Source organism: Psychrobacter sp. N25K4-3-2 (assembly GCF_015351755.1).
Taxonomy (GTDB): Bacteria; Pseudomonadota; Gammaproteobacteria; order Pseudomonadales; family Moraxellaceae; genus Psychrobacter; species Psychrobacter glaciei.
This window is the reverse complement of sequence record NZ_JADKLX010000001.1, coordinates 390,320-413,784: the sequence shown is the minus strand read 5'-3', so window position 1 is coordinate 413,784 and position 23,465 is coordinate 390,320. Positions and strand designations below refer to the sequence as shown.

Below are 23,465 nucleotides of genomic sequence, written 5' to 3'. Positions count from 1 at the left end.
CTATAGTCAGGTCAATATAAAAAAGAGACAGCGTGGCGGGTATAAATTTTTTGTCGCCTCTGTCTGCGTAGGCACAGCAAGCAAGAAAAATTTGTACCAGTCACGCATTATAATGTCGTGTATCCATTTTATTTAGTATCGACTATATCATCTAAGCGGCTTCTTCCTTATAAAACTATTCTTATATAAACACTTATACAAAAGCATTCTGATATTTTATTATTGATCGTCTGAATAAGGCTCATACATTATGGCAAAAAATAAAAGCAGCTATGTCTGTCAACATTGCGGTGCGCATTTTGGCAAATGGGCAGGACAGTGTACGGATTGCGGGGAATGGAACAGCTTGGTCGAAGCGCCTAATGTCAGTATGCCGCATCATAATAAGAGTACTGCTAAGCCTAATGCTGGTCGAGCAGCGCCTCGTAACACAGGCAGCAGTGCCACACCTACAGGGAACTATTCTGGTACCCATAGTGCGGTCATGCCGCTTAATGCTGTCAGCGTCGGCCTAGATACGCGCTTGCCCACTGGCATTAGTGAGTTTGATCGTGTGCTCGGCGGTGGATTAGTCGCCGGTTCTGTTGTACTGATAGGCGGCGACCCCGGTATTGGTAAATCCACTATTTTATTACAAACAGCGACCAATATGGCTCGTGCTGATTCGCTGGCAGGTAGTGCGCTTTATGTGACTGGCGAGGAGTCACTGGCTCAGGTTGCTATGCGTGCCAAGCGTTTAGATTTGCCAGCGGACAGACTTCGGGTATTAGCCGAAACCAATGTCGAGACTATTTGTGCGGCTTTAACTCAAGAGCAGCCAGCCATCGCTATTATCGACTCTATCCAGACTATTTATACAGATGCTATCAATTCTGCGCCGGGCGGCGTCAGTCAAATTCGAGAATCTGCCGCTATTTTGACACGCTACGCTAAGCAAACGGGCACTGCGCTGTTTTTAGTGGGGCATGTGACCAAAGAAGGTACGTTAGCAGGCCCACGCGTGCTTGAGCATATGGTCGATACGGTATTGTATTTTGAGGGACAGTCGGACTCCCGATTTCGGATGATTCGCGCGGTTAAAAACCGTTTTGGTGCGGTTAACGAGCTGGGTATTTTTGGTATGACCGATATGGGACTGAAAGAAGTCGCCAATCCGTCAGCGATATTTTTGAGCCGTTATGATAAGCCCGTGGCTGGGTCGGTCGTTATGGTCAGTCGTGAAGGTACGAGACCGCTATTGGTCGAGGTACAGGCCTTGGTTGATGACTCGCAAGGGCAGCCCAGACGCATGGCATTAGGCCTTGATTTTCAACGCTTATCCATGCTGCTAGCCGTCATGCACCGACACGGTGGTATTCATACCAGCGGACAAGACGTGTATGTCAACGTAGTCGGCGGCGTCAAGGTCATAGAGACAGGGTCTGATTTGGCTGTATTGTTGGCTTGTGCTTCTAGTATTAAAGAAAAACCTTTGCCCTCATCCTTAGCCGTATTCGGTGAAGTGGGCTTGTCTGGAGAGATACGCCCTGTACCTAACGGTCAAGAGCGATTGAAAGAAGCGATGAAGCATGGTTTTAAACATGCCATTATTCCTAAGGGCAATGCGCCTGCAAAGGATGCTCCTCAGTTTAAAGGCATCAATGTAATTGCCGTTGAACGTCTCGATGATGCTATCGAAAGCGCGTTTGAGTTATAAACAGATACTCTTCGGTGTTCGACTAAAAAAGATAAACTCAAACAAAAAACGCCTAACTCATCATGGTTAGGCGTTTTTTTTATTCTAATTAAGAAGGCTGTTGTTTTAGAACTATGGTCCTGAAACACGCTCAATCGAGACGTTACCAACCCCTTTGCTAGTGATACCTAGTTGCTTGGCAGCACCGTAAGACAAATCCATTACCCGATTACCGTGGAATGGACCGCGATCATTGACTTTTACAACGACGCTTTTGCCATTGGTTTTATTGGTGACTTTCACATAGCAATTTAATGGTAGTGAGCGGTGAGCCGCTGTTAGGGCATTCATATCAAAAGTATCACCGCTGGCCGTTTTGCGACCATGAAACTTACGTCCGTACCAAGATGCCAAACCGGTTTGCTTAAATTTGCTTACTGAGTTAGACGCGACTGCGGTTAAACGCTCTAACACATCTTCGTCATTGCTTACTTGGGCGGTATCGCTCGCTAATAGTGAGCTGCTAAGTGCTAATGAGGTAGGCTGACGGGCAGACTTAACCAAGCTTGAAGCACCATCATGTTGACGACTAAGCTCACCGAGTACACGGTCGATATGGGAGGCGTTATCTTGCGAAATCATTGCAAGGGTGGTTTTTGCTTCTACCGCATTGGCATTAGATGCGACTGCAGAGCCAGCAAATAGAAATACTGACATTGTAAGTAAACCAGATAAACGCTTATTCATAAATACCTCTATAACTTATACATTAAAACCTAACTCTAAAAATCTTAGATCGAGTGTGACAGACTTAGACCAATCTAATCGTGTCGCAAGCTCTAAAGCCTATGTATCAATCGGTCATTCTAATCAGGATTGATGCAAAAGATGGCTTTTATAGGGTCTAACATATGATAATTTTCATTTTGTCATCATAAATGCGTTGCAGTAGTAAATGACCGAAACGTTTACGATATGCTCAAATGATAGTTAACAATATTAATTAAGTACCGACTCTAATAGTTGGATAACTAAAGTTTAAATGGTCAGTACCGACATTTATCATATCCGATAAACAAACTTCCATGTATTGCTAAATTAATAAACGTTTTGAAGTGTATTACGTATTACTTTGTTATTAAAGCGTTAATTAAGTAGTCGATTTGAAAGCCTGAAATCTCGGATTCGCTAACTATACGGATGAGCTATAACTAAAATATAATTAAATGCTAAGTTTGTTAGTAGCTCTGTACGGGTTATGTAGCAAAACACAGTAAAACGAGGTTAACGCAATTATTTGTAAATAACAAGGATTAAAACCTATCAGTGTAGATTGACAATAAGCACGCTTTTGACGAAGAAAGACAGTGGTTTTATTTTTAATAATTCAATGATATCAAAAACTTATGATGGTTCACTGCTTAAGAGAAAAATGGATAATATCAAGAATATGTGTAGTATTAATTACAAATAAAGCCAGTTTTTGGTCATTAAAACTGACCCGCATTCTATTTTTTCATTTTTACCGTCAGAGTTATTAGATGATGGCGGTTAGTTAGATTTATGAGTATGAATGGACATCAGCAGCCCAAATCCCGCCATTAAAGTGACGATTGCGGTGCCGCCATAGCTAATGAAAGGTAGGGGTACACCAACGACAGGTAAAATGCCACCGACCATACCGACATTGACGAACACATAAACAAAAAATGACATGGCGACCGCGCCTGCTAATAACCTGCTATACACATCGGGATGGGTGAAAGCGATATATAAGGCACGGGTGAGTAAACAGGCATAAACGAACATCAACAACATCACGCCCAACAGACCAAATTCCTCAGAGAAAGCCGCGATGATAAAGTCGGTATGGCCTTCCGGTAAGAAGTGTAGGTGCGACTGTGTGCCCTCTAGATAGCCTTTCCCCGTCAGTCCACCTGCACCAATGGCCGTTTTGGACTGAATGATGTTCCAGCCAGCTCCTTGTACATCTGCTTCAGGATTGAGTAATGTCAATACTCGGGTACGCTGATAGTCGTGTAATAAAAAGTTCCAAGCAAAGGCGATAAATGGTATCGCTAAGACGGTCGCACCCGAAATTACCCGCCATGACAAACCGGCTAAAAAAAGCACGAAGATGCCACTGGCCGCAACTAACAGTGAAGTACCTAAATCAGGTTCTTTGGCAATCAATAGCACGGGAACGATGATCAAGGCTAAAGTGATGGCGATACTTGATGCTGATGGAGGTAGATCGCGCTTAGACAAAAACCAGGCACACATCATCGGCATACCAAGTTTCATAAACTCTGAAGGCTGCACGCTGCCAAATCCTGGCAGGTTAATCCAGCGCTGTGCCCCCATGCGCACCTCACCAATGATGTCTACCAGTACCAGTAGTACGAGTCCTAGTACATAAAAAACAGGCGTAAAGGTACGATAAATACTTGGCGGTATTTGTGCCATGGTAAACATCACGGTAAATGCCACGCCATAGCTGACCATTTGGCGTATGACCATGCTATTGTCTTGGGTCGAGGCGCTATATAGAATCGTTAAGCCAATGCAGCAAACTGTTAATAGAAGCAGGGTCAACCATGGATCGATATGGATACGTTGCCATAGCGTCGGCGCATGACCTTGACCGAAATGGTGGCTCTGACGTGAAAAACGATATTGCGGATTAGAAGACATAGGCAAAGTGTGACTGACAATTGGCGTAAAAGAGATGTCGAATTTGACATAAATGTGTGATAAATCAGTGATTACAAGAGGTTCATTCCAATAGGTGCCAGCAGATAAAGTAACACACTAGTAATAAAGTCACGTAACTATGAAAATTATGAGGATAAGTGTTAATTACGAATAGGTGGCTACGAATTAGAAGCGATAGTTTAGCCTGCTTGCCAAAAATTTGATAGTATCGATAAAACGTTTTTAGCGGTAGCTTCTTGCAATGATCAATAAAAAAAACCATGCCTATCGGCAGATTCATAAGCCTATTATCGCCCTATTGGTTTGTGCCAGTAGTATTAGCGTTCATGCGGCTATCGTGAGCGACAATAGTGAGCGTCGTATCGAAGTCCGTCAAGGAGGCAGTAGTGGCAATAGCAGCAGTAATGCTTATATCAGGCCTTCCACGAACGCGACAAGCTATAACTCAGGCGTTACCATGTTAAGTGGAGCAACAAGGTTAAGTGGAGCAAATGCGATAGTGGGCGATAGCATGCAAGGGCTAATTCAGCAAAAACAACGTGATTTCGATTTTGACGCCAGCTTATCCATCGAAGAAAACAAACGCGTCAATATCAATAGACGTACGCCTAGCTATAATACAACTTATCCTTCCACTTACAGCACCAGTAATAATACTTATAACAATTTTACCAGTATCGACTTTAACGGCTGGCTAAACAGCAATAGCTACCGTGCTAGCCAAGTCGCTGATTATCAACGCTATTTGAATGCACGAGTGGGTGCGCGTAATGTACCACCATTGTCTCAGCTGCTTACGACGGCACGTAGTTGGGATAAATGCGGCTATGAGCCTTATCAGCTGCCACCGCAAGAATTATGGGCCAATATAGTTCCCACACTACGACTGTATAGTGAGCTAAAGAATCAAGGTATCTTACCTGCCAGTAGTGAGATACGCTCAGTTTACCGTAGTCCTGGACTCAATGACTGTGCTGGCGGGGCAGGTAGCAGCAAACATATGACCGCGGGTGCTATAGATATTTGGGTGCCGGAGTACGAAGATAATTCATGGCTGCTTAGTACCATGCAAGATGGCCTATGTCAGTTTTGGCAATATCAGGGTCAGTCTCATAACTTTGGGCTAGGACTGTACTCCACGGGTGCTATTCATTTGGATACTGAGGGTTATCGCAAGTGGGGCTTTAATCATGCTAGCAGCAGTTCATCATGTCGTTATTGATAATTTTATCCGCATGGTCAAAACGACTATAGTTATCCTATTATACTTATACAAATCACTTTTTATCTCAGTAAACTATGCTGTATTATGTCAAAAAAATATAGCCTAGTTTATAGTAAGTGAAATTTATGAAAAAGTGGTACTTAAGAGTAGAAAGATCAAATCAATCAGAAAAACCGAAAAAAAGCACTTTGCGCTCAACTCAGATGTATGCAGGGTTATGTTGCTCGGTGATTCTGTCTCTTCTGTTTATTAGCGCCTGTAGCCCGAACACTGCTTCTGAAAATAGTTTGCCTAACGTAAATGCCTCGGATGCAAAAGACATCGAAGAAAACATTAAAAACTCTTATGCACGTCTCGCTGCCAAACGTCCTGATGTATGCCCAAAACTACTACAAAAAAACGTCGACGATGACACTATTGTCCGTACTGCGGAGGTCATGATATCGAATTATTGCGATTATTACTTATACCCAGAAAGGGGTCAAAGCATAAACATCGATATCAATACCGATCAAATCGAGACATTGCTAATTGTGCCAACCATGCATAACTTTGCCAATGGTTCTTATCAAGTCGAATCTTATGATAAGCATGTGATTCGTTTAAATTATGTCGGGGTGACTCATAAACCCGATCGCTTAAGCTATGACGTAAACATCACCATCACTAGCTAACTTGACTGAAGCTAATTACTTTACATAATAGCTAGAATTTATAACGTTATTCATTATTTTGTATTAGGGTGTATCCTCATTTTAAAAATGAGGACACGCCCTAATACAATTCTCAATGATTTTACTAAAAGCACTTTTATAAGTGCTTTTTTTGATCCTCACTGTTATTAATAAGCATTATTTATTAGTCTTCCAAGGATCCTCTTGTCCAACCGTGACAATCAAAAAATCATCCGGTTTGAGCGTATCGCGCATGGTTTTATTAACCTCTGGTAATTGTACTTGGTCAATACGACTCACATAATTGGTCAGATAATTCTTGGGCAACTGGTAAAAATTCATCATTCCCAATAAACTATTGATACCGGCATTGCTGGCAAAACCCATCGGAAAACTGTTCTTTAGATTGTCAGTCGTCAAACGCATCTCAGTGCTAGTAATACCGTTATCCAAAGTATCATTGATGACGTCTAAGCTGGCATCAATGGCAGCACGGGCTTTATCATTACGTGTCGAAAACCCAATCTGATAAGGGCCGCGCGCCAGCATCGGACTCATTGAGCCTGAAATACCATAGGTATAGCCAAGATTTTGTCTGATTTCGGTCATCAGCCGCGCATTGAAATCACCGCCTGCTAGCACTTCGTTACCCACGGCAAAGTTGGTTTGCTTCTGTTGTGCGATAGCATCGGTGGCGCGCTTATCGCCCAATTGTCCCATAAGTACGGTCGTTTGGGTGCTCGGAAAAGGAATGTGAATATGCTTCGCTTTTGTCAGTGGTTTGGGCTCAGGTAGTGTTGTCGCTGCTTGACCGACTGGCAAGTCAGCCGTGATATCGTCAGCAAGCTTTTTGGCTTGGGTTAAAGTCAAAGTACCCGTCATCGCGATAGAAGCATTTGCCGCCACCAAATAGCGATTTTTGAAGTCGAGCAATTCTTTTCTTTCAATACTTGGCACACTGTCGAGCGTACCAACGGAAGGGTGCGCGTAAGGATGGTCGCCATATAAGGCTTCGTTAAAAGCAATGCTCGCAAGGCTATTGGGGTCTTGTTTTTGCTGCTGCAAACCGACTAAGAGTCGCGCTTTGTTACGTGCTAGGATATCTGCATCAAACGCCGGTTCATTCAGCATTTGAGTCATCAAGTCGACGGCAGGCAGTAGATGTTCGTCATCGGATAAGCTGCGTAGCGAGACGATGAACATATCTTTATAGGCGCTACTGCTCAAATTCACTCCCAAGGTTTCAACAGCGCGGGTGAACTCATTTTCATTTAAGCTTTTAGAGCCTTGTTCCAACATAGTAGCAGTCATATTGGCGATGCCAAAGCCAGCTTTGCGTATGCTGCCATCACGAGCACTGCCTGCATTAAAGCGTAAATCAATATCAACAATGGGCAGGGCGGTGGTGCGTACAAAAAGCACAGGAACGCCAGCTTTGGTTTTGAACTGTTGAATGGTTGGCACTGTGACTTTTAATGGCTTGGCATCAGCGACACTTGTGAGTGTTGATAGTGCTGCTATCGGTGCATTTATATCAACGGCAGCTGATGGCGTGCGAAAGTCTTCGCTACCAGTGGTATCTGCCTGAGCGGTGGTCGTCAATATCGTCAAACCTAATAATATACTTAGGCTCAAGTAGGAACGCTGCTTAAACATAAGTTCGAAACGAGGTTCGAAATGAGGTTTAAATTTGCGCTTTACTAACGGCAATAAAGGGCTTTTTTTTGTATTCATGAGAAAAGTAGTCTGAGTCATGGCTTTCTTCTTATTAATAAGGTCTTTAGCATTGGCTTATCAGTGAAAAATATTGACAGCACGTTGTTATTATTTGTTTTTGCTTACCGTTTTTTGACTTATTTGCTTTGTAGGTGCCTTTTCTTTAGACGCTTGCTCTGTAGGCGTTATCACATGCATGACGGTCAAATTATCTTTGACCAAGTACTTTTTACTGGCTGCTTGAATATCAGAGATTTTGACACCATCAAGCTTGGCTGGTAATTCGGCAAGCAGCCTGTCATCGAGACCGATAGACTGTAGCGAGCCAATCATGCGTGCCTGACCTTCCATGCTGTCTTGCGCATAGACCAATCCAGTGACCGTATTGGTTTTGGCACGACTGATTTCGTCAGCAGCAATAGGATCAGTTTTGAGCTTTTCTATTTCAGAGAGTATGGCTTGCTGCGCTTGTTCTAAGCTAACACCTTCACGCGGTGTCGCTTGAACTAAGAACAATCCGTCGCCGCGATCAAGCAAGTCATAAGAGGTGCCAACTGTGGTGAGCAGGCCTTGTTCGCGTATCAGTCGGCTCTCTAAGCGAGCAGACAGACCACCATCCAATACGTCTTGTGCCAGCGATAACGCGTAAGCTTGTTTTTCATTGGCTGTGCCGGCAGTGACGAGACTGGGCACATTATAACCCATCAGCAAAATCGGTACTTGCACTGCTTGTTCAGACTCAACTTGCTGATAACCACGAAAGCCTTTTTGACTGACAGCAGGGCGTTTGGGCAGATTGCTTGGTTTGAGATCACCGAAGTAGCGTTTGACTTGCGTCAGTACTTCTGTTGGGTCGACATCGCCGACTATCACCAAGGTCGCATTGTTTGGTGCGTACCAAGTCTTGTACCACTCTTTTAGCTCGGGCAGCGTAATCGATTCAAGCTCGCTCATAGGGCCAATGACAGATTCACCTTTTGGGCTATCAGGCAGTGCCAACAATCGGAATGATTCATAAGCTTTGGCAAGTGGGTTGTCATCGGTACGTTGGCGTCGCTCCTCCATGACCACTTGGTGCTCTTTGGTAAATTCTTTGTCATCGAAGATTAAGTTTTTCATTCGATCGGCTTCGAGTTCTAGCGCTAGCGGCATGCGGTTGGCTGGGAATAGCTCGTAGTAACCCGTATAGTCATAACTGGTAAAGGCATTGTTAACGCCTCCAAATTTGGCGATCAAACGTTCATAATCGTCACTCGATACATTAGAGGTGCCTTTGAACATCATATGCTCTAGCAAATGCGAGAGTCCGCCTTTATCAAGCGGCTCGTCTGTCGACCCCACTCGATACCAAATCTGGGTCATGGCGACGGGTGCGCGGTGGTCTTCTTTTACCACGATCTTTAGACCGTTTTCTAACTGATACTCATGCCGACCTGACATATCCATGGACAGCGCTGACGACTGCTGATCGTCCTTACTGTCTGGATTTTGATTTACCTTGTTCTGCGCCGCACCTTGCATGGCTGGATTTTGGACAAGCGCGTTTCCATCCGCTGACGAAGGAGTGCCAACAGTATTGGTTTGACAGGCCGCAAGAGTAGTTGCTATAGCCAAAGCGCCAGCAACGCGTAAAACGTGTAGTGGTAAAGTCGAGGACATGGTATGTTCTGCTTATATAAAAAGATGACTGAATGTGTGCCTGCTAACTATAATAATCGCCAGCATTATAGCGATTTGTGCGCGCCAACCATTACGCTAGCCGTCGGTTTAAACTCTGATGTTGTGTTACAGCCAGTCGCTGACAATGCGATGGTAGCTATTAGCAGAGCTGCGCTGATAGAGGTTATTTTTTTATAGCAATTTAGTGACGATAGCATAGGTGGTTCCTAGTAGAAAGTTATTGAATAAAGTTCGCTAAGAGTAGGCGAAGTTGCACCTGCTAAGGGTCAGATTTTTGTGTCCAAACCTTAAGCTAAACTTTCTCAACCGTTTGACCTGTCTGATCACTTCTTACTATTTAGCGTTGGTCTGGTAGGGTAAAGGCTGAGCGCAACTTGAATTATGCTAAACTAGGCTAAAAATAATCTATCATTTGAATGGTAGAAAACTGACAATATACCGATCAATTTTAAAATAAACATCTTACTAATAATGATAACTTTTAGGGCAAGCTTATGAATAACCCAAATAATAGCAATCGTGTAGTCATTAACCTTGACGGTGGTCTCGATGACTTAGATGACGATGATATTACCTTACCCAGTCTACCGGTGCAATCTATGCCCATCGTTGATGAGGATAGCGTACCTACTAAACCGTTAGACGATGCTAGGGTGACTGATAAGCATCATGACAATGCGGCAAATAATGACAATGTGAAAAATAATGACGATACGACAAATCAAGAGACGACTACAAACAAAGACGTCTCAAGCGCCCATGCTGCTGAAAGTATCGCTTTAGCCACGCCGATTGTCATGACAGAAGAGCATAACGTACCTAAAAGTTCCTCTGAAAGCTTTTCGCGTGCCAAAGAAACAGAAGCTAGCAGCAAGACCAATACGGCTTCAACGATTCCAACCATGCCATTACAGGAGCAATTGGGAGATAGTCCAAGCGTGACCCCCGTTGTTAATAGCGGTGGGCAAGTTGCCATGCCAAAAGAGCCAGTAGCAGAGACTCAAGAAAGTCAGAAAAAAGGCAGCTGGTTTAATCGGATGAAAACAGGGCTGAGTAAATCACGTAAAAATCTAGCCGAAGGTATGGTCAGTATCCTGATCGGTGGCAAAGAAATCGATGATGAGTTGTTAGAAGAAGTTGAAGATCAGCTACTGGTTGCTGATATTGGTGTCAGCGCGACCAACCGTATTATCAAAAGCTTGACTGAGCAGACAGCTCGTGGGGATTTGATTTATGCGCATTCATTGTATAAAGCATTGCAAACGGAACTGGTTGATATCTTAACGCCAAAAGTTGCGCCGTTGGTGGTTGATACCAGCAAAAAACCTTTTGTGATTTTAGTCGTGGGCGTCAATGGGGTCGGTAAAACCACCACCATCGGTAAACTTGCCAAACGCTTACAAGGTGAGGGCAAATCTGTCATGCTGGCTGCTGGTGATACGTTCCGAGCTGCCGCAACCGAACAGCTGCAAATCTGGGGTGAGCGCAATAACATTCCAGTCGTGGCGCAAGGTCATGGTTCTGATAGTGCCTCTGTTATTTTTGATGCCATGCAGTCTGCCAAAGCAAAAAACATTGATGTGCTGATAGCAGATACCGCTGGGCGCTTGCAAAATAAAACGCATCTTATGGCTGAGCTAGAAAAAGTCGTACGCGTCATGCGTAAAGCTGATCCAAGCGCACCGCACGAAGGCATGATTGTCCTCGATGCTGGCACGGGTCAAAATGCCATTAACCAAGTAGAACTCTTTAACAAAGTCGTGCCATTAACGGGTATTACGATTACTAAGTTAGACGGTACTGCTAAAGGTGGTGTGGTCTTTAATATTGCCGAAACCACAGACGTGCCTATCCGTTATATTGGTGTTGGCGAGTCGATTGATGATTTACGCGCCTTTAGTCCAAAACAATTTGTCGCTGCCTTGTTCGAAACCGACGATAAAGAGTAGCACTCGATAGGTCGTTTTGCATTAAGTCATAAATATTAGGTCTGGAATAAATACAAAAGTAAAACTATAATATAAGTCAACTTTTGTTTTAATAAGATTTTTTATGGCTTTCTTAGGAACGCTAGCTTCTTTATGTTTGGCTGTGATAACGTTGTTTGTGGTTTTTAAATATTTATATCAGCTTGTATTTAGTGCCACAAAGCTGAAACGGCTCAAAGAGCCCATTCGCATACTAACCCAAACTGAAAAGCACTTTATAGCGCCTTATCTGCAAAAGTATGAGTTAGCGCTTAGAGATGATAATGTTTATGAGCTAAAGGGTGATGACCTAGCTGTCCATACCTTTACTGCTCAAGGTAATACGACCACTAGGTTATTATTTGCAGGTATAGAGGTTCTTATACCTTATGATTTAGATAGTTTTTTTAGAGCTGGTGAGAATACGGTTGAGATTGCTGTCGCAAAAGCTTACACAAGTAAGACATCAGGGGTTCGCATTGGCGTTATCGTTGCTATTAATGACATCGAGCTTACTGATAGAGCGACAGGCATCTGGCAAGAGAATAATAGAAATGAAGATGCTATATTTTATTTGAATATTATTTCCAAACGTAAAGAGTCTGATTTAGAGCTATACTTGCGTCGTAATCAGTTATGGTACGGCGGTAGTATCACATACAGTGGACTATCTTTATTGTCGTTTTTGGCGGTGCTTTATCTACCGCAGACCGTCAGTTGGTTTTGTTTAATAATAGCGTTCTTATTTATTCTGCTAGGCGTAAGAAGCCTTACAAAAACGTATCGAAGCCATCAGCAGAAACAAAATGTATCGACAGCTCGGGGTAAAATTACCAGTTTGCCCATCAAGCAGCTCAACAAGTGGCATCTGAATGATATTGAGCTTTACATTACCCCCGAATATCATTTAAGGTTTCCTGATGAGGAGCAAAAACGCACGTTTATTTACACCCACTATAATAAAGATACAGAATATTTAGCTGCTTTCACTGCCCATAAAAGTTCAGGCTATCAATTACTGTCTTTAGAACCCTTTCAATCTATACTTGAGCATTATCATAAAAAGACAAAGGTAGTTAACCTCAGAGCTCTATTATTGATAGGTGGGGCGGTGATAACACTTGCTCTGACATACCCTTTTTTTAACCAATTGGATATTACTCCAGAAACAATATTTCAAAATACAAAAAATCATTCCTCGGAATTAAAAGCCTATTCTGGTTATCAAGAAATTATAAACAATCCACCCAATATCGGAGATCGGATGACCTTGAATAGCAATGAAGTGCTGTCTTGCAAAATAGCGTCCAGGTTTCGAGGTAATAACGCGCCAGACTGTAATGTAATCATCATTGGCAAGCAAGGCGAAAGAGCTGAGACATTGCCTGATTATATTCAGAGCATGATGACGCTTAATATTATGCCTAGTAATGTAGGGTTTATGTCAGGTTCTGGATATGGTGATGACAAGATTATTATGAGACCAACCTACATACAAGATATTGATAAGGCTTGTGCCTTTAATCCTGCATTCGATTGTAATGAAATTTATCAAAAGCTAGCCAGTCGTTTTAGTACATCAACTACTGACTCTAGTTATGAGGATACAGAGATAAGCAGTCAAGCCCAGATTGACAATATAAAGGTAAGTCTCAGTCAGCCTGTTCTGCGTTTGGATACAACGACCCATTCTCTACTGATAACGTCAATCAGAACATGGGCAGAAAAAAGTGCCGCTAAATATTGGCAAAACTACTTTTCTGACCAACCAGAGTCGCAGAGCTCGACAAAAACAGATGAAGTCACTATTCAACTACCCAAAGGTTATTTTTATAAATTTGATGAGAACGCTGTCGTACCTATAACTAAATCTTATGCCAAAGATGAAACTGAATACTGGGTAAATGCTGGAAAAATAGCTTCATCGAAGCCTGATACCATAGCGGAATATAGTATTGAGGGTAATGTAGTGAGTTTTAAACGGCAAGGTGCAGCAATGGCTATCAAGCTGAGTGATGGTGGTGCAAACCCATACCAGCAGACGATCGCATTTTTCATGATTGTTATTTTATCAGTGTCAATCATGCTACTTACTATTGGACAGTATGTCTCACAAAAGAGTAAGATACGATTAGCAACTAAAACTATAGAGTAAGTCTAATTAATCTTGGGTAAATTTGATAGTCTATAGACATCTGGAAATGGGAAAAACTATGATAGTTACTACAGCGGCTTTTGGATCACATCAATTGACGTTGATTGCAAGTGTCAATGAGCATAGCAGCCCTAAGCTGGTTGAAGTCAATTGGCTGCTGGCAGGTAACTCTTGGCACCGCTCAAAATCTATTCCCAAACTTAAAAAGCACTACGGCCTTGTCGATCAGAATTTTACGTTCATTAATAACGATAGCCTAAGCGAAAGTGAGCCTGCCCAAGCATTACTCATAAATGCTATCGAACAATTAAAGGCTTATTTTAAAGGGAATCGTCAGAATTTCGATTTGCCTATAGATGCAAGCTTAGGAACCCATTTTCAGCAACGAGTTTGGCAAGCATTACAAGATATTGGGTATGGCGAGACAATCAGCTATGCAACACTGGCGCAAAATGTGGATAATCCTAAAGGCTTTCGCGCGGTGGCCAATGCCAATAGCAAAAATCCTTTTAGCATTATCGTTCCTTGTCATCGCGTCATTGCTAGCGATGGTAAGCTTGGTGGTTATACGGGCGGGCTGGATAAGAAAGAATATTTATTAGCGCTTGAAGGCGTCACGTGCAAAACTTAGTTTGAAGCAGATGCCTATCACACAAATAAACTCAAAAAAGGCCAAACATTTTAAGTGTTTGGCCTTTTTTACGAATATGTCCCGTCCTGAAATAGATCTAAGAAAAACGATTTCATTTATGGATGAGACAATCGGCTGACTTGTTATATCTTTATCGAAACTTTATGAGGCAATTGTCTTTGCGAGGTACGCCAGCGAAACAGCAGCAGTAATGCAAAGTAAAATGCCCATAAGCCTGCGAGTGCATAAAAGCCCATAGCGACTTGAGCGACACTGGCACCCATTTGATTTAGCTGCACAGAGGTATTGATAGCAGGGGTTGTCGGTACCAGCCAACGTACCAACTGTAGTATCTCAGGGAGTTGGTCGGCAGGCCAAGGGTAGCCACTGATAAAAAATAACGGTAACGAGCTAAAGATTAAAATTTGCATACTGCGCTCACGTTGTCGGAACCACAGTCCCAGCAAGCAACCAAGGGTGGCGACGGTCGGACAAAATAGCAGCAAGAATAACAAACTGCCAGCCATATTTTGTCCACGTGGATAATGATGGAGCTCAAACGCCCAGCCATAATAAAAGCAGCCGATGATAAAGCTCAACATGCTGAGTGCACCAATACGTCCTAGCCAGCCGCGTATCGTAGTCATGTGGCGGCGCTGCTCATACCAAGTACCGATCAGCATTGCGGTGGCCATGAGTAATGTCTGTTGTAAGATAATAATGGATACCGCTGGTACCACGTAGGCACCATAACCTTCAGTTTGGTTGTATAAAGGATTAATTTGTAGCGGTATGGCTTGGGTGTTTTTGGCAGCGGTGGGCGAATATGCGCCTTGTGCCACGCTTTTTTTCACTTCAATACCAGCCGATACCGTACTGACCGCTTTTAAAAAGCCCAGCTGTACATTTTTATTCAAGATAAAATAGCCTCCATTGCCGAGCACACTCACGCTAGCTGCTTTACCAGACAACACTTGCTGCTCAAGGCCACTTGGGATGACCATATAGCCAGCGATTTGATCTGACCACATGGCCTCGATGGCATCTTGCTCATTAACAAATCGCTGTGTGTTCAGCTGCGGGCTGGCACTCGCATAACGGACAATGGTACGAGATAAATTGCTATTGTCTTTATCGATAATGCCAACGGGTACGTGATTGACGACTTCAGTAGAATACGGCCATGGATAAAAGAAACCATAAATAATAGGAGCCACAATTAAAAGCAAAACCACGCCTTTATCGGTAAAGATATCTTTGAGAGTCTGTAAAAAACTGCCTAAGAAGCTCTGTGACGATGATGAAGTGATTGATTGCGTAGGTTTTTGATGTGGCTTGTTTTCTGGTAATGGTGACATTAGCGTGCTCCCCAACGTTCAGGACGCGCCAATGCGCGCTTGCTTAGTACGGCAGTCAAGCCCATAGCAAGCAAGGTCGCTAGCGTTAGGCCATAAATGATTGGCAAAGATATGGCAACGGGTGCGTGCATCTGTAATTGCGCGATATGTAGTTTTAGATAATGGGTAAGCGGTAGGATGTTCGACCAATGCTGCGCGCTATCACTAATAGCGATGTAAGGAAAAGTGACACCTGCAAAAGCGTAAGAAGGCGCGGAAATGAAACCGGTAGCGGATAATCCCATACGCAATGAAAATGAATTCAAAGTAAAGATGGCTCCCAGCCAAAATGACAGCATCATCAATAGTATCAGCCCGATGTAAGTGACAACCATTGAGGCGAGAGCGACCGTTTGTTGCGGTGTGGCAAGCCATAGTGCTAATGCAGACCATATACTATAAGCAAGCATTGGCCAAAAATATTTGCCCAATAAGCCAAAGATTAAGACGGCAATACTTACTTGCTGATTTTTTTTGAGACTTTCCGATGTTTCAAGGTCATCGATACGTGTTTGCTTATTGTCGAGCGTAGACAGTGCTTCACTATCTATAAGTGCCGTCAAATTGGGACGACCAGTATCAATAAAAGCGTACCAGTGACCGATTCGTTTATCCCGCAACTCACGTCCAATCGTCGTTGCTCCAATGACCATTGCCAAAATATGCAGCAGTGCAGGAATAACAGTTGAGGCCAAAAACTGCTGATAGTCGGTTGCGGCATTAAACAAACTGATGCGCTGAATACTGATCGGTGAGTAAGCAATCGCTGCTTGTGATGGTGCCATGCCTTGCTTGACCAAACGCTGTATCTCAACACCTGCGGATAAGGTGGCAGCGACGGACTGGACGCTTTTTTGAATAATCCCAGAGTGTGTACCGTACTGAGCATTTACTTGTAAAATCAGTGGCGCTGGCTTATTGGATAAAATATTGTGAGAAAAATCCTCAGGGATAATCACGACTGCATAAATATCTCGTTGCAGGATTGCCGCTTCAGCAGCAGCTGGCGAGCGATAAAGCTGTCTGACGGTAATATCAGGACTGGCCTCTAGATAGCGCACGGCGGTATTGGCAATAGGGCTATTGTCTTGATCAATTACCCCAATAGGCAAATTGGTAATTTGCGTTTGCGAAAAAATCCACCAAATCAGCAGTACTGTCGCCAGGGGTATCCAAACCACCATGGCAAAATCCCAAGAATTTTTGGCCAAAAAACGCCGCTCATAGGCGGCACTACGTATAAAAGCTTCGCTAAGCTGAGTTAGGCACATGGCTTATTCTTGGCTCTGATTAGCAAGGGTTGGATTGATACGGACGATGACACTCATTCCAGAGCGAATCCGCGCATCAGGTTTACTTGGTCGCGCCTTGACTTCAAAGGTACGCACATCAAAGCCATCATCATTATTGGTGGGCCGCCACGTCGCAAAGTCAGACAATGTAGAGGTTGCGTAGACAGTAAACTGCTTGCTATAGGGTTTGTCTGCTGATGATAACGCCGGAATAGTACCAGTAAACTGCTGACCAATGGCAAACTGGTTCAAATAGGTTTCGGTGACATTCAGCACCACCCATTGATCATTGGTATTGACCAACGTTAATAGCGGCACACCTTGACCGATGACTTCACCAGCACTGACTATTACATTATCTACGATACCAGCAATCGGGCTTTTTAAGTTGGCTTCTTCTTTTGCAGCCAGTGCCTCATCTAGTTGAGCATCGACTTGCGCCACTTGGGCGGTAGCTGCGGATTTGTCTTCACTACGCGTGCCTTCCATCGCCAAGTCATATTGCAAGCGTGCCGCTTCAGTTTGATCTTGGGTCGCAAGATACTGCGCATAAGCTTCATCGCGTTTTTGTCGCGCCATGAGACCTTCTTCATAAAGTCGATTGACACGCTGATAAGTATTTTCTGCCAAATCCGAGGCCGCTTTGTTGGCTTGCCATGCAGCCTTTGCTTGGGCAATCTCTTGCGGACGAGCACCATTTTCGGCTTTATCAAGCTGACTTTGTGCCATTTGCTTGCCAGCCTTTGCTTGATTAATCTTTGCATTAATCTCAGGCGAATCCATCTCAATCAATTGTTGACCAGCCGTCACCTCATCCCCTTCAGTGACCATAATCTGAGCAATACGCCCCGGTACTTTTGCGGCGATGGAGGTTTGCTGCATTTGCATTTGCCCTTGTAGGGTAATGACGTCAGGTTCGCTGCTTTGATTGCTTGTATACAAACCATAAGCGATAACACCCAAGGCAATCAGCACGAATAAGACAAGCAGCGCCTTTTTTATCATGGCAGACTTGTCAGATTTAGGATCATCACGATAAGTAGGTGTTGCCTGTTCTGGTTCCACGTCAGGTATGTCTTCTACAGAATCGACTGACGGCTGATTATTATGAGACAGCGTTGACTCATCAGTCGAATCAGTTGATTTGCGTGAGTCGTCTGATTCGTTTGGAAATTCAGTCATGACAGTGAGATTCCTAAAGCAATAAAGTTGAGAGTGAAAGTCTTATAGTACAAGTGCTTTAACCAGTAATATCGTTATCCGTTTATTAGTACACTCGAATAGCATAAGGTTTAGAGTTTTCTATGGTTTCAAAATTAAAAATAGCACCAAAAGCGACAATAAATGCTGAGTAATAAAGCCACAGCATAATGACTACCGCTGCTGAAAGCGCACCAAACTCAGCGCTATAGTTATTAAAGTTTTGGACATAAATCGAAAATAACACGGACAATAGAATCCAGAGAACAGTAGCTAAGGCAGCACCTGGCACCAGTTTTTTTAGCGCTACGGCGTCACGGTTTGGCGCAAAACGATATAGGCTTAAGAAGCTTAAGAATATAATGCCAGCCAATATCGGCCATCTACTCCAAAGCGCAATGGTCTTAGCGATTTGCGGAAAAGGAAAATAAGCCGCCGCCAAAGGAATAATAGCGATAGAGGAGATGGCTATAATCAAGACCACAACGGCAGCAAAAGTTAAACTAAGTGCTCGAATGGTGCCTTGTATAAAGCTGCGCTCTTGGGTGATATGAAAGGCAAGATTAACAAGGATAATTAAGGGTTTTATGCCTTTGGAGCCTGCATACAGGGCTAGTAGCGTCGATACAATCAAACCAAAAGTCAGTTTTGATGCAGTGTTAGAAGCCAGCTCGCTTAAGCGTGAATTAAGAACATCATATACAGACTCAGGGATAAACGAACGTAAAAGTGAAATCTGCTCTTGCATTTCAACAGGTGAAAAAGCGAGACCATAAATCAGTACAAACACAGCCATTGCTGGAAAAATAGATAAAAAACCAAAAAATCCTACGCTCGCGCAATGTGCCCAAACATTAGGGCTATTTGCTATACGCCATGTCTGAAGCAGGTGCGGCAGCCAATTGGTTACTTTAGAAGTTAATTTTTTCATAAAACGCTTATTCGCAGTAGAGCTAGGGTTAGTAGTATCGTAAGGTCAGTAATAATATAGCCATTAGCCATTTAATTATCATCAATATAAGCGCTTATCAACAGGCTCTATTACTCTTCACACGAGATCATCATTCACTATACAAGATAGGTAGCTGAATATCTGCCGCATTAAGATAGGTATTAAAAGCCAGTGGCGTCCCGCAACTTTGCATGAGGGCGGCAAGCGCTTGCACATAACTATTGGCTGCCTGCGCTTGTTCAGTTCGTGCTTTGAGAGACTGCGTTTGGGCTTGTACCACGTCGACCGTCGTATTTACGCCTTCTTGGAGACCCAACTGGCGCAAGCGCAATACTTCTGCTGCCAAGTCAACATTGCTCTGTAATGCTTGATAACGTGACTGGGCATTATTTATATCGTGCCAATTTTTTTCGACCAATAACAATAGATTGTCACTGACTTCAATTTCAGAGAGATCCGCTTGGCGTATTTGCGCGTTACTTGATGCCAGTGATGCTGTTTTATCGAGTCCACCCCATAGCTTCCAAGTGGCAGAGATACCAGCGACCCAACTGGGGTCTTTTTCGACTTGTCCGTAGCCGTACAGCATAACGGTAGGCTTATAACCCGTATCCGATAACGCATGGAGTTGCTGAGCCTGCGCGCGTTTGGCAGCGACTTTCTGTAACCCTGGATGATTGGCAAGTGCCAAGTCTTGGAAATAACTCACATCAGGTAGCGGGCGACTGGAGACAAACAAAGGCGTGGTTGGTTTAATGCGATAGTCGGTACGTAGCAGCCGCTGTAAGGCAATCATCGCAAGGCGTGCATCATTATTGGCATTGACCGATTCGCTTTTGGCATCTGCTAAGGCAGACTGTGCTTCTAGTCTGTCGACGCGTGAAATAAAGCCTTCTTCGAACAGACGCTCCGCCATATGATCGGTCTGCTGCAAGGTATCATAAGCGTCTTCACGCAAGTAGGCAGCGATAATGGCCAGCTGCGCCTTAAAATAGCGCTCAATTAGGGTGTTATAAAGCTCGTTTTTGTCTAATAGGCTGTCCGCGACCGCTTCTTGGGTGCGTGCATCGGACGCGCCTGTTAACGCTGTTGTCCGCCCAGCAGTGTAAATAGGCCAAACAACGCCAATACCTGCGCCCGTCGTTGAGCCTGAACGATTAAAATCATAAGACTCTGGGAGACGCTCACCGACCAATTCACCAAAATTTGGCAAATCTGTGGTTGGTGGAATAGGAGGGATAACATCATCTACGCTATTATTGATCTCATTAACGATGCCGTTTTTGAGCGATGATAAATCAATGTCTTCTTCCACATGATAGGCACTGGCCGATACGCGGGCGAACACCAACGGATTGTCTATGGTTTTTAGGGCATCGGTCTGATATTGACTGGCGGCAATGGCGGCTTCATTGGCCGCAAGTTTTGGCGAGACTTGCAATAAGATGTTTTGCGCCTGCTCAAGACTCAAAAAGCTAGAGACTTCTAATGGATAGCTGTTATCAACCGCTTTATGCGTGATAGGATCGATAAGCGTGGCTAGGCGGCTCTGTTGCTCAGCGCCTTGGCTATGCATGGTGGATGCAGAGCCATTAATGGCAGTATTATCGCCCACTGACAACGTTGTATCCGTCTGAACAGCCGTCGCAGCGCCAGTTTGTCGTTCATCATCAGCGTCAACGATCTGGGTTACCGTTACTGGTGGCACGTCATTCTGTGACTCAACGTTATCCATGTTAGTGTTTGCTGAGGTAGCGACGGACATCCCCATGAGCATAACCGTCATCACAGCAGTAGACAGAGTTGATAATGCAAATTTCATAAGTCACATAAGCCATTAATTAGAATGCAAGATTTTTTAAAACAACGCGCGATACTCATCACTTTAGCCGACCACATATTAGCGTCGTTATGCTCTTATTATAGTCAGTTCTATAAAAGCAGGATGTTTTGTCTTACTTTCTCTCGCTTTGCAAATATAAGGGAAAACAAAATACAAAAAACATAACTAAAGTTTTGTCATGCATAATTCGGGTACACTCTAGACACACAACCGTGACGGGTCAAGCCTCAATATCTTGCCGTTGTCTATTGTATAGTCAATCTTGATGTGGTAAAGAAATGGTTTTGGCTTTTATAATAGCATTATTATTAATTAAACTATCAGAACATAACCGTGATCAGATCATGAGTTTTTTATCTATTAACCAATTGATAATTAAATGGTTTTTTTCATTTCATTACTTTGGTTTTACTGCTCATTTATAATAATGAAGGTTATGTTTCGACTATTGATATTATGAAAGAGTGGCTATTTAAGTAGATTAATTTATTTATGAAAACCGCTGAATATAAAAATATGAGAATGATATAAACTATCAATCATAGAATAAATAAGACCAGTAAAGGATATGAGTAATGGCAGGATATATTTTGGCTTTAGATCAAGGCACTACTTCGAGTCGCGCGATATTATATGATGATCATGCGCGTCCCATCAAAATGGTGCAACAGCCAACCACATTACAGACACCCAAAGCGGGCTTTGTGGAGCAAGATGCCCAGCAGATTTGGCAAACTCAGATTAGTTGTGCGCATGACGTCATTAATCAAGCAGGGCTGCTCGCTACCGATGTCACTAGTATCGCCATCACCAATCAGCGTGAGTCTATTGTCATGTGGGACAAGCAAACGGGCAAACCCTTGGCACCTGCGATTATTTGGCAAGACCGCCGTACTGCAAGCTATTGCAAAACGCTTGCCGCTGAAAACGCGGGTGGTGGGGCTCATAGCGGTAACACGAATGAAGACGATGACATGGCACACGAAGTGCAGCGAATCACCGGTTTACGCTTAGATCCGTATTTTAGTGCCAGTAAAATCGCTTGGCTGCTCGAAAATGACCCCAAGCTTAGCGTACGAGCTAGCAAGGGTGAGATAGCCGTTGGCACCATTGATAGCTGGCTGATTTATAAATTGACAGGTGGTGAACATGTTATTGATGTGACCAATGCTTCACGGACTCTGTTGTACGATATTCATAAGCTGGCATGGTCGGAGGAGTTGTGTGCGCGCTTTGCTATTCCCATGAATATTTTACCCAAAGTCCTACCCTCTGATGGGGATTTTGGCAAAACAAAAAAAGGCTTATTTGCCAAGCAAATCCCTATTCAGGCAGTATTAGGCGATCAGCAAGCAGCACTTTTTGGCCAAGGCTGCCTCGATGCTGGCATGGCCAAAAACACCTATGGGACGGGCTGTTTTATGCTGATGAATATCGGTCAACAGCCAAAGTTGAGCGAGCATAAGCTATTGACGACGATAGCATGGCAACGAAAGACGACAACGTTGCGCCCCGACAATTTATCCTTTGATCAAATTGTGCAGTCTGGCAAGCGTATGCTACAGCCGCCCAAAAAAGAAGTCACCTACGCGCTAGAAGGCAGTGTGTTTATGGCAGGGGCAATCGTCCAATGGCTACGTGATAATCTGGGTATGATTCAGCAAAGTAGTGAGGTCGAAAGCTTAGCACGGCAGGTCGATAGTAGTGAAGATGTGGTGCTGCTCCCTGCATTCACAGGGCTTGGCGCACCTTATTGGCGCTCGGACATCAGTGCCAGTATTACAGGTATGAGCCGCGGCACGACTAAAGCGCATATTGCCCGTGCCGCATTGGAAGCAGTTGCTTACCAAACGTATGACGTGCTAATCGCTATGCAAAAAGACAGCCCGCACCCCTTAACCGAACTGAGAGTCGATGGCGGTGCCGCCAATAATGATTTGCTCATGCAGTTTCAGGCAGACTTATTAGACGTCCCCGTACTGCGTCCCAGAGACACGGAAATTACTGCCAAAGGTGCTGCGCTCCTTGCTGGTCTAAAGACGGGATTGTACGATGAAGCAACGATGCAATCCTCATGGCAAGTCGATCGAGTATTTGAGCCGAGTATGTCTGCTGATGAACGCGAGCAGCATCTCTATAAATGGCAACGAGCCATCGCAAGGTCGTTAATGCAGATGTAGACAGGGTTTTTTTGCTGAAACTAGCGGCATCATGTGTTTGTGATTACTCAAAGCATAAATCCATCGTACAAAACCTTGAGAAAGATACAGGCTGTAACGGAAGACAATCATAATATGGACACAGTTTACATAATATATCTATCTGTTCTTGTACATAAATTTC

Annotated in this window: 17 protein-coding genes; 8 read left to right on the top strand and 9 right to left on the bottom strand. The window is 43.7% G+C overall.

Going from position 1 to position 23,465, the window contains the following annotated elements; translation table 11 throughout:
• Positions 1-250 precede the first annotated feature (250 nt).
• On the top strand, positions 251-1,696 hold the full coding sequence (gene radA / locus IOD06_RS01595) for a DNA repair protein RadA (protein WP_194618752.1): 1,446 nt from the start codon (positions 251-253) through the stop codon (positions 1,694-1,696).
• A gap of 111 nt (positions 1,697-1,807) precedes the next feature.
• On the opposite strand, the gene IOD06_RS01590 is transcribed toward radA, so the two are convergent.
• Both IOD06_RS01590 and rodA read right to left on the bottom strand, forming a co-directional pair.
• Complete coding sequence (locus IOD06_RS01590) at positions 1,808-2,422, bottom strand: septal ring lytic transglycosylase RlpA family protein (RefSeq protein ID WP_010198121.1); 615 nt, start codon at positions 2,420-2,422, stop codon at positions 1,808-1,810.
• 804 nt (positions 2,423-3,226) lie between these two features.
• Positions 3,227-4,369 (bottom strand): rod shape-determining protein RodA, encoded by a 1,143-nt coding sequence (rodA, locus tag IOD06_RS01585; RefSeq protein WP_194618750.1) that lies wholly within the window; start codon positions 4,367-4,369, stop codon positions 3,227-3,229.
• Positions 4,370-4,631: 262 nt separating this feature from the next.
• Between rodA and IOD06_RS01580 the strand changes: the two genes are divergently transcribed.
• Together IOD06_RS01580 and IOD06_RS01575 are read left to right on the top strand one after the other, a co-directional pair.
• The gene (locus tag IOD06_RS01580; protein WP_194618748.1) at positions 4,632-5,612 is read left to right on the top strand and encodes a D-Ala-D-Ala carboxypeptidase family metallohydrolase; all 981 of its coding nucleotides are present in this window, start codon (positions 4,632-4,634) and stop codon (positions 5,610-5,612) included.
• A 128-nt stretch (positions 5,613-5,740) separates the two neighbouring features.
• Entirely contained in the window at positions 5,741-6,289 is a 549-nt protein-coding gene (locus IOD06_RS01575) for a hypothetical protein (RefSeq protein WP_194618746.1), read from the top strand.
• A gap of 177 nt (positions 6,290-6,466) precedes the next feature.
• Here IOD06_RS01575 and IOD06_RS01570 read toward each other — a convergent pair whose 3' ends face one another.
• Together IOD06_RS01570 and IOD06_RS01565 are read right to left on the bottom strand one after the other, a co-directional pair.
• A complete protein-coding gene (locus IOD06_RS01570; RefSeq protein WP_227669834.1) occupies positions 6,467-7,891 on the bottom strand; it encodes a pitrilysin family protein in 1,425 nt (474 codons plus the stop codon).
• A gap of 222 nt (positions 7,892-8,113) precedes the next feature.
• Positions 8,114-9,664 carry a pitrilysin family protein gene (locus tag IOD06_RS01565; protein WP_194618742.1) on the bottom strand — a complete coding sequence of 517 codons (1,551 nt, stop codon included), beginning with the start codon at positions 9,662-9,664 and terminating at the stop codon, positions 8,114-8,116.
• A 3-nt stretch (positions 9,665-9,667) separates the two neighbouring features.
• Here IOD06_RS01565 and IOD06_RS01560 point away from each other — a divergent pair, with 3 nt between their 5' ends.
• The 4 genes from IOD06_RS01560 to IOD06_RS01545 all read left to right on the top strand — a co-directional run bounded on the left by IOD06_RS01560 (position 9,668) and on the right by IOD06_RS01545 (position 14,438).
• Positions 9,668-9,862, top strand: coding sequence for a hypothetical protein (locus IOD06_RS01560; protein ID WP_194618740.1), 195 nt, complete (start codon positions 9,668-9,670; stop codon positions 9,860-9,862).
• Between the two features lie 797 nt (positions 9,863-10,659).
• Positions 10,660-11,634 carry a signal recognition particle-docking protein FtsY gene (gene ftsY / locus IOD06_RS01555; RefSeq protein WP_227669908.1) on the top strand — a complete coding sequence of 325 codons (975 nt, stop codon included), beginning with the start codon at positions 10,660-10,662 and terminating at the stop codon, positions 11,632-11,634.
• Positions 11,635-11,737: 103 nt separating this feature from the next.
• Positions 11,738-13,807, top strand: a complete 2,070-nt coding sequence (locus tag IOD06_RS01550; protein WP_194618739.1) for a hypothetical protein — start codon at positions 11,738-11,740, stop codon at positions 13,805-13,807.
• A gap of 58 nt (positions 13,808-13,865) precedes the next feature.
• Entirely contained in the window at positions 13,866-14,438 is a 573-nt protein-coding gene (locus IOD06_RS01545) for a methylated-DNA--[protein]-cysteine S-methyltransferase (protein WP_194618738.1), read from the top strand.
• 143 nt (positions 14,439-14,581) lie between these two features.
• Here IOD06_RS01545 and IOD06_RS01540 read toward each other — a convergent pair whose 3' ends face one another.
• From IOD06_RS01540 to IOD06_RS01520, 5 genes are all read right to left on the bottom strand, one after another.
• Positions 14,582-15,796 (bottom strand): ABC transporter permease, encoded by a 1,215-nt coding sequence (locus IOD06_RS01540; protein WP_194618737.1) that lies wholly within the window; start codon positions 15,794-15,796, stop codon positions 14,582-14,584.
• Positions 15,796-17,106, bottom strand: a complete 1,311-nt coding sequence (locus IOD06_RS01535) for an ABC transporter permease (RefSeq protein ID WP_194618736.1) — start codon at positions 17,104-17,106, stop codon at positions 15,796-15,798. Before IOD06_RS01535 ends, IOD06_RS01540 begins: the two co-directional genes overlap by 1 nt.
• A gap of 3 nt (positions 17,107-17,109) precedes the next feature.
• Positions 17,110-18,309 (bottom strand): HlyD family secretion protein, encoded by a 1,200-nt coding sequence (locus IOD06_RS01530; protein ID WP_194618735.1) that lies wholly within the window; start codon positions 18,307-18,309, stop codon positions 17,110-17,112.
• Positions 18,310-18,394: 85 nt separating this feature from the next.
• Positions 18,395-19,258: a YihY/virulence factor BrkB family protein gene (locus IOD06_RS01525; protein WP_194618734.1), complete on the bottom strand. Its 864-nt coding sequence runs from the start codon at positions 19,256-19,258 to the stop codon at positions 18,395-18,397.
• A 130-nt stretch (positions 19,259-19,388) separates the two neighbouring features.
• Positions 19,389-21,101: a TolC family protein gene (locus IOD06_RS01520; protein WP_194618733.1), complete on the bottom strand. Its 1,713-nt coding sequence runs from the start codon at positions 21,099-21,101 to the stop codon at positions 19,389-19,391.
• 596 nt (positions 21,102-21,697) lie between these two features.
• Here IOD06_RS01520 and glpK point away from each other — a divergent pair.
• Positions 21,698-23,302 carry a glycerol kinase GlpK gene (gene glpK / locus IOD06_RS01515; RefSeq protein WP_194618731.1) on the top strand — a complete coding sequence of 535 codons (1,605 nt, stop codon included), beginning with the start codon at positions 21,698-21,700 and terminating at the stop codon, positions 23,300-23,302.
• The last annotated feature ends 163 nt before the right edge of the window (positions 23,303-23,465 follow it).

What these genes read in the sequence shown, in the direction of transcription:
- IOD06_RS01540 (WP_194618737.1), bottom strand. Translation starts at nt 15,796, where the DNA reads ATGTCACCATTACCAGAAAACAAGCCACATCAAAAACCTACGCAATCA.
- IOD06_RS01565 (WP_194618742.1), bottom strand. Translation starts at nt 9,664, where the DNA reads ATGTCCTCGACTTTACCACTACACGTTTTACGCGTTGCTGGCGCTTTG.
- glpK (WP_194618731.1), top strand. Translation starts at nt 21,698, where the DNA reads ATGGCAGGATATATTTTGGCTTTAGATCAAGGCACTACTTCGAGTCGC.
- IOD06_RS01535 (WP_194618736.1), bottom strand. Translation starts at nt 17,106, where the DNA reads ATGTGCCTAACTCAGCTTAGCGAAGCTTTTATACGTAGTGCCGCCTAT.
- IOD06_RS01550 (WP_194618739.1), top strand. Translation starts at nt 11,738, where the DNA reads ATGGCTTTCTTAGGAACGCTAGCTTCTTTATGTTTGGCTGTGATAACG.
- ftsY (WP_227669908.1), top strand. Translation starts at nt 10,660, where the DNA reads ATGCCAAAAGAGCCAGTAGCAGAGACTCAAGAAAGTCAGAAAAAAGGC.
- IOD06_RS01590 (WP_010198121.1), bottom strand. Translation starts at nt 2,422, where the DNA reads ATGAATAAGCGTTTATCTGGTTTACTTACAATGTCAGTATTTCTATTT.
- IOD06_RS01545 (WP_194618738.1), top strand. Translation starts at nt 13,866, where the DNA reads ATGATAGTTACTACAGCGGCTTTTGGATCACATCAATTGACGTTGATT.
- IOD06_RS01525 (WP_194618734.1), bottom strand. Translation starts at nt 19,258, where the DNA reads ATGAAAAAATTAACTTCTAAAGTAACCAATTGGCTGCCGCACCTGCTT.
- IOD06_RS01560 (WP_194618740.1), top strand. Translation starts at nt 9,668, where the DNA reads ATGTTCTGCTTATATAAAAAGATGACTGAATGTGTGCCTGCTAACTAT.
- IOD06_RS01575 (WP_194618746.1), top strand. Translation starts at nt 5,741, where the DNA reads ATGAAAAAGTGGTACTTAAGAGTAGAAAGATCAAATCAATCAGAAAAA.
- IOD06_RS01580 (WP_194618748.1), top strand. Translation starts at nt 4,632, where the DNA reads ATGATCAATAAAAAAAACCATGCCTATCGGCAGATTCATAAGCCTATT.
- IOD06_RS01530 (WP_194618735.1), bottom strand. Translation starts at nt 18,309, where the DNA reads ATGACTGAATTTCCAAACGAATCAGACGACTCACGCAAATCAACTGAT.
- radA (WP_194618752.1), top strand. Translation starts at nt 251, where the DNA reads ATGGCAAAAAATAAAAGCAGCTATGTCTGTCAACATTGCGGTGCGCAT.
- IOD06_RS01520 (WP_194618733.1), bottom strand. Translation starts at nt 21,101, where the DNA reads ATGAAATTTGCATTATCAACTCTGTCTACTGCTGTGATGACGGTTATG.
- rodA (WP_194618750.1), bottom strand. Translation starts at nt 4,369, where the DNA reads ATGTCTTCTAATCCGCAATATCGTTTTTCACGTCAGAGCCACCATTTC.